This window comes from Hydrogenophaga palleronii, assembly GCF_031457455.1.
GTDB classification, from domain to species: Bacteria; Pseudomonadota; Gammaproteobacteria; order Burkholderiales; family Burkholderiaceae_C; genus Hydrogenophaga; species Hydrogenophaga palleronii_A.
The window spans coordinates 13,738-25,712 of sequence record NZ_JAVDWU010000007.1 but is presented as its reverse complement, the minus strand read 5'-3'; the positions used below and the strand labels follow the sequence as shown (position 1 = coordinate 25,712).

The window sequence follows — 11,975 nt, the reverse complement described above, 5'->3', positions numbered from 1 at the left end:
CGGACCACAGGGTGCGTCCCCCCTCGAAGCACCGAAGGCGCGCTACAGAGGGGGGAAGCCGCGTCAGCGGTGCAGGGGGGAGTACCGAAGCCCCGGCGCGAAGTGCCTCCATCCAGGGCACCCGTGGAACCGGCTTCGCCGGGCCACAGGGTGCGTCCCCCCTCGAAGCGCCGAAGGCGCGCTACGGAGGGGGGAAGCCGCGTCAGCGGCGCAGGGGGGTGTTCCGAACTCATGATTTCCCAGCGGTAAACCCCCCATCCACCATCAGGTTCGCCCCCGTGATGAAGCTGGCTTCATCGCTCATCAGGAACAGCGCCGCATTGGCCACCTCTTCCGGCCGGCCCAGGCGACCCAAGGGATGCAGGCCGATCAGGAACTGCTTGGTGGCATCGTCGAGCAAGGACAGCAAGGGCGTGTCGATGTAGCCCGGGCCAATGGCGTTGACGCGCACGCCCTTGGCTGCGCCTTCGAGCGCGAGCGTGCGGGTGAGGTTGACCACGCCGCCTTTGGCAGCCGTGTAGGCCGCCGTGCCGCTTTGCCCGAACACACCAAGGATGGACGCACAGTTGACGATGCTGCCACTGCCCTGCGCATACATGGGCTTGAGCGCCGCACGCGCCACGCGGAACACGCCATTGAGGTTGACGTCGATGATCCGCAGGAAATCTTCGTCCGGGTAGCTGTCTGCGGGGTTGATGCCGCCAATACCGGCGTTGTTGAACACGCCATCCAGACGGCCGAACTTGGCCACCACGTCGGTCACCATCTGGTTGACCTGTTCGGTGGACGTCACGTCCACTGCGGTGAAGATGCAACGCCCGGCGTACTGTTTATCGAGTTCGGCTGCTTTTTCGGCACCGGCAGAGCCCGCCAGATCGGCCATCGCCACCCTGGCACCTTCGGCGAGGCAGCGCTCCACCGAAGCGAGGCCGATGCCGCTGGCGCCGCCCGTGATGAGAATGACTTTGTCTTGTAAACGCATGGGGAAACCTCCTTGATCCAGAAAACGGAACAGGGCATGAAGAACGCCACACCCTCATTACATTCTGGAGCGCACTGCCACCCGACGATACCGATTGGGTCAATAAAACGGCAGACGCACGTTCCCCCTCCGGAGCGAAGTGCCTCCATCCAGGGCACCCGTGGAACCGGCTCCGCCGGGCCACAGGGCGCGGCCCCCCTCCAAGCGCCGAAGGCGCGCCAGAGAGGGGGGAAGCCGCGTCAGCGGCGCAGGGGGGTGACCTTGATCTGCGGCGCAGGGGGATGTTCTCTATCCAGCTCGCAGACGGGCCAGTTCGGCCTCGGCCACGTCGATGCGCACCGTGCCACTGGCGACCAGCGCCTGCGCCACGCGGTCCACTTCGTCGCCCAGCGCGCCGGCCATCAGTGCCACGTTCTGGGCGTGCAAGGCCATGTGGCCTTTCTGGATGCCGGTGGTGGCCAAGGCCTTCATGGCTGAGAAGTTCTGTGCCAGACCCACAGCGGCGATGATGCGCGCGAGCTCTTCGGCCGACGCCACGCCCAGCACCTTCAACGCCACCTTGGCCATGGGGTGCAGTTTGGTGGCGCCACCCACCAGGCCCACGGCCATGGGCAGCTCGATGCTGCCCGCCAGGTCGCCACTGGCCATGACTTCCCAGGTGGTGAGGCTGGCGTAGCGGCCGTTGCGTGCGGCATAGGCGTGTGCACCGGCCTCCACTGCGCGTGTGTCGTTGCCGGTGGCCAGCACCACGGCGCTCACGCCGTTCATGATGCCCTTGTTGTGCGTGGCCGCGCGGTAGGGATCGGCATCGGCAAAGTGATAGGCCGACACCATGCCATCGCGCACCGCCTCGCCCCCGATCGCCGCCAGCGGCCAGGTGCAGCGCGCACGGGCCAGGCGGCGGTCGGCCAGATTGGAAAGAATGCGCAGGTTGGTGCGCCCGCCGGTCCAGGCCGCGATCTGCGGCGCCAGCTTTTCGGCCATGGTGTTGACCGCATTGGCGCCCATGGCGTCGCGCGTGTCCACCACGATGTGGGTGATCACCATGGGGCCACCGCGCGTGTCCAGCACGCGCACTTCCAGCTCGCGAAAGCCACCACCCAGCTTGAGCAGCACCGGGTCGCAGGCGTCGCAAATGGCCTGCACATCGGCCTTGCGCTCCAGAATGCACAGGCGCGCATGTTGCGGGTCGCGCACCTCGGTGAGCTGGATCTGCGCGATCATCAGCGTGCCCGACATGGACGTGACGAAGCCACCGGCTTCGTAACTCTGCCGAGCCGCGTTGCACACCGCCGCCACCACCGAGGATTCTTCGGTGGCCATGGGAATGAGCCGGTCGCAGCCGTCGATCTTCATGTTGGTGGCCACGCCCACGGGAATGTTCATGGTGCCCACGAAGTTCTCGATGAGGTGATCGGCCATGTCGGCCGGCAGGTTGCCGGTGTCGGCCAGCAGCGCCTGGTCGCTTTCTTTCAGGCCGGCAAATTGCGCCACGGCTTGGATGCGCTGGGCCACGCCAAGCTTGTGGAAACCGCCGATGCGGCTGGAGGGTGTGGAGGCGTTCATGGTTCGGACCTTGGGCAGGGAATGAAGAGATGAAAAGGCTCAGCGCGAGGCCATCAGCTTCGGCAGGTAGGTGACGAGTTCGGGGAAGGCCGCGCAGATCAGCAGGCCCACGAACTGCAGGATGAAGAAGGGAATCACGCCCTGGTACACCGCGCCCATGCCGATGTGTTTGGGCAGCGTGCCCTTGATGTAGAACAGCGTGTAGCCAAACGGCGGGCTGATGTAGCCCATCTGGATGGTGATGGCGAACAGCACGCCAAACCAGAGTTCGTCAAAGCCCAGCAGGCGCACGATGGGCAGAAACACCGGTACGGTGAGCAGGATGATGCCGAGCTCGTCAAGCACCGTGCCCAGGAACACCAGCAGCAGCATCATGGCCGCCAGAATCCACCAGCGGTTCACCTCCATGCCCTTGATGAATTCGAGCAAGGTGTCTGCGCCGCCCAGGCCGGTGAAGATGGCCACATAGGCCTTGGCGCCAATGGTGATCCACAGGATCATCGAAGTGGCCTTGAGCGCGTCGATGCCGGCTTCGCGCAGCATGGACACTTTCAGGCGTCGCCCAAAAATCGAAGGCAGCAACGCGCCAGCCACACCCACTGCCGCCGACTCGGTCGGCGTGGCGATGCCAAAGAAGATCGAGCCCAGGATCATCACGATCAGCATGGCTGGAATCACCAGCGACTTGAGCGCGCGCAGCTTGGTGGCCAGCGGCACCTGGGTCATGCTGGTGTCCAGCGGCATCCATTCCGGCTTGAGCCACGCCACCACCAGCAGGTAGGCGATGTACAGACTGGCCAGCAACAGGCCCGGGACGATGCCGGCGATCAGCATCTGGCCAATCGATATCTGTGCCGTGACCGCGTAGACGATGGTCAGCACCGACGGCGGAATCAGGATGCCCAGCGTGCCCGATGCGCAGATGGTGCCCAGTGCGATCTGCGGCTTGTAGCCGCGGCGCAGCATTTCCGGCAGCGCCAGAATGCCCATGGCCGTGACGGCAGCACCCACCACACCGGTCATGGCGGCCATCACCACACAGATGGTCACGGTGCCGATGGCCAGGCCACCGCGCAGCCGGCCGAACCACATCTCCATGGCCTTGTACAGGGCCTCGATCACGCCGGATCGTTGCAGGATGCAGGCCATGAGGATGAAGAGGGGTATCGCCAGCAGCGACTCCGACTTCATGGTGTCGAAGATCTGCAGCACCAGCACGATCACCGCGCTGGGCTCCCACAGCGTAACGATGAACAGCAGCGAAAGACCACCCAGCACAAAGGCGATGGGCAGGCCGGTGAGCATGAACAGCGTGAGGCTGCCGAACATCAGCAGCAGGATGGTGTTCGGGCTCAATGGGCGACCTCCGCCACGCCGGCATCGCCTTCACCATCGGTGCGCCAGATCACCCGGCAGTACTCCACCAGCGCCTGCAGCAGCATCAGGACCATGGCCAGCGGCACAGCAGCCTTGGCCGGCCAGATGGGCGGGTTCCAGGCGGAGAAGCTGGTCTCGCGGTATTCCCACGCGCTCCAGGCCGCAGGGGCGCTGAAGTACAGCAGGATGGCGCAGAACAGCATGATCACGGGAAAGTTCACCAGGTCCATGCGGCGCTGCCAGGTGGCGTCGAGCCGCTGGCGCACCAGGTCCAGCGACACGTGGCCGCGCAGGTGCAGCAGGTAGGGCCCGCCCAGCAGAAAGTAAGGACCGAACAGCAGCACGGCCAGCTCCATGGCCCACACGGTGGGGCTGTTGAACACATAGCGCCACACCACTTCGTACAGCATCACGGGCACCACGATGGCCATGAGCCATACCGTGAGGTGAAAGATCGCGCGGTTCAGGCGCGTGACGGCCGAAGTGGCCGCCGACAACCAGGCAGGCATACCGGATTCCTTCGAGGACGAACGGAAGCGCCCCGCCCAGCCAGGCGGCAGAACGGGGCGAGTGCGATCAGGCCAGCAGGCCCAGTTCCTTCATGAAGGCGATCTGGCTGTCCAGGATCTTGCCGGCCAGCGCATCGCCCTTGGTCGCGGCGCGCCAGGCTTCAATGGCCTTGGGCCGTGCGGCGGCCACATCGGCCGCGCTGAAGCGGATGATTTCGCAGCCCTTGGCCTGGTACTTGGCCAGCACCGCGGCGTCGCTCACCAGGATGCGCTGGCGCAGTGCGCCGGACACTTCACGTGCGGCCATGGACAGCGCCGCCTTGAATTCGGCCGGCAGCTTCTCGAACGCACCGCGGTTGGCCACGTAAGCGGTGGCGGTGGTCGGCTGGTGAAAGCCGGGAAGTACCACGTACTTGGCGACTTCGGCCAGCCCGGCTTCAAAGTTGGCGGTCAGGTCGCCGCGGTCGGCCATGTCGATCACGCCTTTGTCGAGCGCGGAATACACCTCGCCCGTGGGCAGCGGCGTCACGGCCACGCCGAAGGCGCCCATCACGGAGGACGCCAGGCCCACGAAGCGCCCCTTCTTGCCGGCGAGGTCGGCGATCTTGCGGATCGGCACCTTGGAGTGCAGCGGCTCCTGGCCGTACACGCTGGGCGCGATGTAATGCAGGCCGGCCGGGGCATAGGCTTGGCGCGCCATTTCCAGGCCGCCTTTTTCGTAGAACCAGGCCTCGTATTCGTCGCTCTCGGCAAAGCCGAAAGGAATGGTGCTGGTGAAAGCGAACGCGGGGATCTTGCCGGCTTCGTAGCCGTCGAAGGTCTTCATCATCTCGAAGGCGCCACCGCGCACTGCGTCAAACGCCTGCGCGGCCGGCACGATCTGGCCGGCGGCGAACAGGTTGATCTTGAAGCGCCCGCCGGTGAGCTCGGCCACGCGGGCCACGAACTGCTCTTCGAACTTCTGCGGCGTGGTGCCGCCGTCCCACAGCGCCTGCATGCGCCAGGTCACGGTGGCCTGCGCGCTGGCCAGCCTGGGCGCCACCAGTGCGGCAGCAGCGGTACTGGCCAGGGCGGTCTTGATGAGGGATCGCCGGGCGACGGTTGTCTGGGTCATGTCTTGTCTCCAATCGGTTCTGGTTTGTGCATCCCGCACGTGACGGGCGGTGGTTGTCGGGTGGTGGAGTGGTGCATACCTCCTCACAACGACCGTTGCAGTCTATCGACCAGACCCATCCATCAAGGGTACAGTTTGGTGACGGATTGACAAACTGTACCCATCAAAAACTGGACACAGCTGCGTGACACCTCTGCCTGCTCCGCCTTCTCCAAACGACGGCGCCTCGCCCGACACCAAGGTCGAAGCCCTGGCCAAACGCATCGCCACCGCCATCGACAAAGGCCTGCTGCCCCCTGGCACCCTGTTGCGTTCCGTGCGCGACTGCGCGGACAAGGAGGCCTTGTCGCGCAACACGGTGGTGGAGGCCTACAACCGCCTGATCGCGCGCGGCTATGCCGAAGCCCGGCCGGGTTCCGGCTACTTCGCGCGCAAGGCGCCCGGCCACCGCGCACAAGCGCCTGCGGCCCACCTGAGTGAAGCGGTGGACGTGGTCTCGCTGCTGCGCGAACAACTGGAACAGCACTACGCCGTGCGCGTGGGCGATGGCCGCCCACCCGCTTCGTGGATGGAAGGTTCCGAACTGGGCCGGCACCTGCGCGGTGTGCGCGCCGACACCTGGAGCCAGCTCGAACACGGCTACGGCACGCCCTGGGGCTACCTGCCGCTGCGCCAGACCATCGCCCGGCTGCTGCACGAGCGCGCCATCCAGGCCGACGTGCAGCAGGTGCTGCTCACCCAGGGCGCCAACCACGCGCTGGACCTCATCGTGCGGCAGCTGCTGGAACCGGGCGACGTGGTGCTGGTCGACTCACCCGGCTACTACCCGCTGTTCGGCAAACTCAAGCTGGCCAAGGTCACCATGGTGGGCGTGCCCCGCCTGGCCGACGGGCCGGACCTGGACGCCCTGCACGCCCTGGCCGCGCAGCACCGGCCCAAGCTGTTCTTCACCCAATCACTGGCCCACAACCCCACGGGCGGGTCGCTCTCGCTGGCCAAGGCGCACCGGCTGCTGCAACTGGCCACGCAGAACGACCTGCAGATCGTCGAAGACGACCCCTTCGCCGACCTCATGCCGGCCACCGCACCGCGGCTGAGCGCGCTCGACCAGCTGGAACGCGTGATCTACGTGAGCAGCTTTTCCAAGACGCTGTCGGCGGGTCTGCGGGTGGGTTTCATCGCAGGCCCGCCCACCATCATCAACGCGCTGTGCGACCTGAAGATGGTCACGCTGGTGTCCACTTCCGACTTCGTGGAACGCGTGGTCTGCCAGCTCATCACCGGCGGCCAGTACCGCAAGCACCTGCTGCGGCTCAAGGCCCGGCTGGCCGGGGTGCAGGCCACCGCCTTCCAGCGCATGACCGAGGCGGGCTTGCGCATCTATGCGCCCTACAGCGGCGGTTACTACGCCTGGGCCGGTCTGCCCGAGGGCGTGTCGGAAATCGACCTCGTGCGCCGAGCGGCAGCCAAAGGCATCTTCATCGCGCCGGGTTCGGTGTTCTACCCCGACCGCCAGTCGGCACAGCCTTCCATGCGGGTGAACATCGCCTACGCCAGCGACGAACGCTTCCTTCGTTTGTTGCAGGACACCTGAGCGTCCAAGAACCTGAATACGTTCTAACGCTCAGTCTTTGCCCAGCACCTCAAGCAACCAGGCATTGAGCTCGACCACCTCTTCCGCACTCACGGAATGCTCCATGGGGTAGGCGTGCCACTTCACGCTGTAGCCCAGCGCCCGAAGCGCATCGCGGGCGTGCATGCCGCGCGCCACCTCCACCACCGGGTCGTGCGTCCCGTGCGCCAGAAAGATCGGCACATTGCGGTTGGCGTCGCTGCGTTCAGCCTCCAGCGTGTGGGGCAGTGGCAGATAGCCTGACAGGGCCACCAGCCCGGCCAGGCGCTGGGGCGCGCGTAGGCCTGCCAGCAGCGTCATGGCGCAGCCCTGTGAAAAACCCATGAGCACGGTGCGCCCGGGCGGCACGCCGCGTTCGGCTTCACGGTCCAGCAGGCGCTGCACCAGGGCCTGCGAGGCGCGCAACCCGGCTTCGTCTTCGGCACGCGACCCATCCGGGCCGGGCGGGTGGATGTCGTACCAGGCGCGCATCTCGTAGCCGCCGTTGATGGTCACCGGCTGCACCGGCGCACTGGGGAACACGAAGCGCACCGGGCCGACGGCGTCAAGGTCCAGCTCCTGCGCAATGGGCACGAAGTCGTGCCCATCGGCGCCCAGGCCGTGCAGCACCACAATGCTGGCCACCGGCGTGGCGCTGTTGTCACCACCGGTGACGAGTTCGATGATTTCGATGGAAGAGGTGTTCATGTTGCCAGCATAGCGGCAGCAAGGACCGATGCGTGACCGGTGCAGGTCGGCGAACAGTGATCGACACGGTGCAGCGATCCGATCAGCAGCCTGTCGGTCTGCTTCACGGCCTGACCTTGTTCCCCACGAACAGGTGAAACCCTCTAAACACAATGCTGGCGGCTTGGTAGATTCGCTGGCTGAACACAACAACGGAGACCGACCTCATGAGCAAAATTGCGCCCGACCTGCTGGCCCTGCAACGCCTCTACCACTGGGAGAAGACCGCGCCGACCCGGGTGGCCCTCACCCAGCCCATGGGCAGCGGTGCCGTACAGGATTTCACCTGGGCGCAAGTGGCCGACCAGGTCCGGCGCATGGCCGCCCATCTGCAGTCGCACGGGTGGGAACCTGGCTCCAAGGTGGCCATCCTGTCCAAGAACTGCGCCTGGTGGATGATGAGCGACCTGGCGATCTGGATGGCGGGCTACGTGTCGGTGCCGCTTTATCCCACGCTGGCGCCAGAGACCATCCGGCAGATCCTGTCCCACAGCGAGTCCAAGGCCCTCTTCGTCGGCAAGCTCGACGGCTGGGAAGGCATGAAGCCTGGGGTGCCCGGCGACCTTCCCTGCATCAGCTACCCGCTGTCTCCCGCTGACGCCATCAAAAGCTACGAAGGCTGGGACGCCATCTGCAAGCGCACCCAGCCACTGAAGGGCGAGCCCGTGCGCGACGGCGATGAGCTCGCCACCCTCATCTACACCTCGGGCACCACCGGCATGCCCAAAGGCGTGATGCACACCTTCGCCAACTTCGCCTGGGCGCTCGACGCTGGCCTCAAGCGCATTCCCATGAATGGCGAAGACCGGATGCTGTCGTATCTGCCACTGGCCCACGTGGTCGAGCGCATGCTGGTCGAACACGGCTGGTTGCGCACCGGCATGCATGTGTTCTTTGCAGAATCGCTCGACACCTTCGCCGCCGACCTGCAGCGCGCTCGCCCCACCATCTTCTTCTCGGTGCCACGCCTGTGGGTCAAGTTCCAACAGGGCATCCACCACAAGATGCCACCGGCCAAGCTGAACCGCCTGCTCGGCATCCCCCTCATCGGTGGCATCGTTCGCAAGAAGGTCATGAAAGCCCTGGGGCTGGACCAATGCAAGTTCGCCGCTGGCGGGGCAGCCCCCATGCCGCTCGCCTTGCTGGAGTGGTACAGCAAGCTGGGCCTGCACATCAACGAGGGCTACGGCATGACCGAGAACCTCGCGCTTTCCCACATCACCGAACCGGGCAAGAACCAGCAAGGCACGGTGGGTCCCGTTTATGAGGGGGTGCAACACCGCATCGACCCCGAGACCGGCGAAGTGCAGATGAAGAATTCCGCCATGATGCTGGGCTACTACAAGGAGCCCGAAAAGAGCCAGGAGTCGTTCACGGCGGACGGCTGGCTCAGAACCGGCGACAAGGGCACGATCGACAAGCAGGGCCTGCTCCGCATCACCGGGCGGGTGAAGGATCTGTTCAAGACGGGCAAGGGAAAATACGTCGCGCCAGCGCCCATCGAAGACAAGCTGGTGATGCACGAAGCGGTGGAGGCCTGCGTGGTCACCGGCGCCAACCTGGGGCAGCCCCTGGGCATCGTGATGCTCAACGCAGATGCTGTGGCACAGGTCGCTGAGCCCAGCGCGCGCGCAGAACTCGAAAATTCACTGACCGCGCATCTGAAATCCATCAACGCGACGCTCGACCCTCACGAGCAACTGCAATGCATCGTGGTGGTCACGACCGCCTGGACCGTAGACAACGACGTCATCACGCCCACCTTCAAAGTCAAGCGCAACCGCATTGAGGACCTGTACGCCAGGCACTACGAAAGCTGGGAAGCATCAGGCAAGAAAGTGGTCTGGCAGTCCAGCTGAAGCCCCTGCCGAAGCCTGTGCATGCGCAGGCTTCGGCGTCTTCATGACCGGCTTTGCGAAGCAGCCGGTCCGGCGCTTCCATCGCCACCCGGCTCGGTGTCTAGCCGTGCCATCAGACCCAGGGCACCGGCTTCGCACAATCGCATGACGGCCTCAAACCTGTCCGATTCGCCGTAATAGGGATCGGGCACCTCGGTGGTACCGGTGACCCCCGCATACACAAGATGCAGGTGCAGCTTGTGGCGGAATTGCGACGGGCACTCTTGCTCCAGATGCATCAGGTTGTCCCGGTCCATCGCCAGGATCAGATCAAACCGCTCGAAATCGTCCGGCATTACACGGCGCGCACGTTCCTTGTGGATGGCCCCGTACCCCCTGGCCGAAGCCACGGCGATGGCACGTGGGTCTGCAGGGGCCCCTTGGTGGCCTGCGTAAGTGCCCGCCGAGTCCACCTCGAACCGATGCCCTTGCTGGCGCTGTTCCAGCAACCCCTTCAAGGCACTGGAGGCCATGGGCGATCGGCAGATGTTGCCCATGCACACCACCAGAATTCGAATCATGTGTCGATCCCAAGAAGCACAAAGCCCGCCATGAGCGGGCCTTGCTGACGCTTTCAACCGCCCGGCGGTGGCGGATGGAGGCGAACGGGTCAGATACGGAAATCTTCGATGCTCTTGCCGGCCGCCAGCGCGGTACGCACCCACTCGGGCTTGCGACCTGGACCACCTGCCCAGAGTTCGCCATTCGGACCACGGAATTTGGCGGGCGCGCTGGATTTGGACTTGGCGGCCTTTTTGCCACCTGGGCCGCCACCCAGATCAGCCGGCGTAATGCCGTATTGCTTCATTTTGGCCTTGATATCTGCAATCACCGAAGACAGCTCGTCTTTGCGGGCCTGCTCGGCTTGTGCCATCAAGGCTTGGGCTTGCGCCATCAGTTCTGAATAGGTTGCCATTGATCGTCCTTGTTGCTCGGTTATAAGGTATGGGTTTCAACACCTCTGCGAGGCGTGCCCCATTCTAATAGCTATTGGCGCAAGGCCATCCAACCCTGAAGATCTGAAGGTAATTCAGAATGTAACTCCATTGAATTACCCGTGACCGGATGCGTCAAGCGCAATCGCCATGCGTGTAGGAACATCCGCTTCAATCCGAGTTTCGACAATTGACGATTGAGTTCAAAATCGCCGTATTTGTCGTCCCCCACAATCGCATGCCCTGCGCTGGCCAGGTGAACCCGGATCTGGTGGGTGCGCCCGGTCTTGATCGTCACCTCCAGAAGACTGAAGCCCTCTGCCATGGCCGCAGGCAAGCCTGCCGGGGCACCCACCTTGGCGGCCACCTTCACCAGGGTGACGGCGTGCATGGCGTCGGGGTCGTCCTTTGTGGTGACACGAACCCTTCGCTCGCCGTCTGGCAGGAGGTATTTGTGCAGGGGCTGATCCAGCACCTTCATTCTGGCGGGCCAGTTCCCCTTGACCAACGCCAGATAGGTCTTGCCGGTTTCCCGTTCGCGAAACTGCTCCTGCAATACCTTGAGCGCACTCTTCTTTTTCGCAATCAGCAGCAATCCGCTGGTTTCCCGGTCCAGTCGGTGCACCAATTCCAGGAAACGGGCCAGCGGGCGCGCCTGGCGCATTTGTTCGATCACGCCAAAACTCACGCCACTGCCACCATGAACCGCCACGCCTGCGGGTTTGTCGACGGCCAGAAAGGCTTCATCTTCGTAAACCACTGCAAATTCTCGCGCCGGCGCTGGATTGGCCACTTTTTCCTGCGCCCGTTCCGATACCCGGATGGGAGGAATGCGCAACACGTCGCCCAATGCCAGGCGATCTTCGGCGCTGACCCGGCCTTTGTTGCGCCGCACTTCGCCGGAACGAATGATGCGGTACAGGTGGGTTTTGGGCACGCCTTTGAGGGTGCGAAACAGGTAGTTGTCCAGCCGCTGCCCCACCGACTCTTCATCGACCGTGAGGTATCGAACAGCCAGAGGTGGTGCAACAGGGGACATGGCTATCAGAATAAGACCACCACAACGACCGGAGCTGTCTATAATGCTCCACACCAGTCGTGTGCTGTAAGTGATTGATTTGTCTTGAGTTTAAGGCAGTCGCTGCAAACGGCCGCTCCCACGCCATTGGCCCGGGGCCCTTCTGGTAAAAAGTTGCCACCCGCAGCACCCGGACCATTTTCATTGCCTGACGCAT

At 64.4% G+C, this 11,975-nt stretch carries 11 protein-coding genes; 2 read left to right on the top strand and 9 right to left on the bottom strand.

Features of this window, described 5'->3' with window-relative positions:
* Nucleotides 1-229: 229 nt before the first annotated feature.
* From J2W49_RS16270 to dctP, 5 genes are all read right to left on the bottom strand, one after another.
* Nucleotides 230-982 (bottom strand): SDR family NAD(P)-dependent oxidoreductase, encoded by a 753-nt coding sequence (locus J2W49_RS16270; protein ID WP_310318433.1) that lies wholly within the window; start codon nt 980-982, stop codon nt 230-232.
* Between the two features lie 288 nt (nt 983-1,270).
* Nucleotides 1,271-2,548, bottom strand: coding sequence for a hydroxymethylglutaryl-CoA reductase, degradative (locus tag J2W49_RS16265; RefSeq protein ID WP_310318430.1), 1,278 nt, complete (start codon nt 2,546-2,548; stop codon nt 1,271-1,273).
* 39 nt (nt 2,549-2,587) lie between these two features.
* Nucleotides 2,588-3,904 carry a TRAP transporter large permease gene (locus J2W49_RS16260; RefSeq protein WP_310318427.1) on the bottom strand — a complete coding sequence of 439 codons (1,317 nt, stop codon included), beginning with the start codon at nt 3,902-3,904 and terminating at the stop codon, nt 2,588-2,590.
* On the bottom strand, nt 3,901-4,434 hold the full coding sequence (locus J2W49_RS16255; protein ID WP_310318424.1) for a TRAP transporter small permease subunit: 534 nt from the start codon (nt 4,432-4,434) through the stop codon (nt 3,901-3,903). Before J2W49_RS16255 ends, J2W49_RS16260 begins: the two co-directional genes overlap by 4 nt.
* 67 nt (nt 4,435-4,501) lie before the next feature.
* Nucleotides 4,502-5,548 (bottom strand): TRAP transporter substrate-binding protein DctP, encoded by a 1,047-nt coding sequence (gene dctP / locus J2W49_RS16250; RefSeq protein WP_310318420.1) that lies wholly within the window; start codon nt 5,546-5,548, stop codon nt 4,502-4,504.
* 184 nt (nt 5,549-5,732) lie between these two features.
* Here dctP and J2W49_RS16245 point away from each other — a divergent pair, with 184 nt between their 5' ends.
* Nucleotides 5,733-7,142: an aminotransferase-like domain-containing protein gene (locus tag J2W49_RS16245; RefSeq protein ID WP_310318417.1), complete on the top strand. Its 1,410-nt coding sequence runs from the start codon at nt 5,733-5,735 to the stop codon at nt 7,140-7,142.
* Nucleotides 7,143-7,172: 30 nt separating this feature from the next.
* On the opposite strand, the gene J2W49_RS16240 is transcribed toward J2W49_RS16245, so the two are convergent.
* A complete protein-coding gene (locus J2W49_RS16240) occupies nt 7,173-7,868 on the bottom strand; it encodes an alpha/beta hydrolase (protein ID WP_310318415.1) in 696 nt (231 codons plus the stop codon).
* A 206-nt stretch (nt 7,869-8,074) separates the two neighbouring features.
* On the opposite strand from J2W49_RS16240, the gene J2W49_RS16235 reads away from it, so the two are divergent.
* Nucleotides 8,075-9,766 (top strand): AMP-binding protein, encoded by a 1,692-nt coding sequence (locus J2W49_RS16235; protein WP_310318412.1) that lies wholly within the window; start codon nt 8,075-8,077, stop codon nt 9,764-9,766.
* Between the two features lie 41 nt (nt 9,767-9,807).
* On the opposite strand, the gene J2W49_RS16230 is transcribed toward J2W49_RS16235, so the two are convergent.
* From J2W49_RS16230 to J2W49_RS16220, 3 genes are all read right to left on the bottom strand, one after another.
* Nucleotides 9,808-10,326 carry a low molecular weight protein-tyrosine-phosphatase gene (locus J2W49_RS16230; RefSeq protein ID WP_310318409.1) on the bottom strand — a complete coding sequence of 173 codons (519 nt, stop codon included), beginning with the start codon at nt 10,324-10,326 and terminating at the stop codon, nt 9,808-9,810.
* Nucleotides 10,327-10,415: 89 nt separating this feature from the next.
* Nucleotides 10,416-10,721, bottom strand: coding sequence for an H-NS histone family protein (locus tag J2W49_RS16225; protein WP_310318405.1), 306 nt, complete (start codon nt 10,719-10,721; stop codon nt 10,416-10,418).
* A 71-nt stretch (nt 10,722-10,792) separates the two neighbouring features.
* Nucleotides 10,793-11,779, bottom strand: a complete 987-nt coding sequence (locus J2W49_RS16220; RefSeq protein WP_310318404.1) for an RluA family pseudouridine synthase — start codon at nt 11,777-11,779, stop codon at nt 10,793-10,795.
* Between the last annotated feature and the right edge of the window lie 196 nt (nt 11,780-11,975).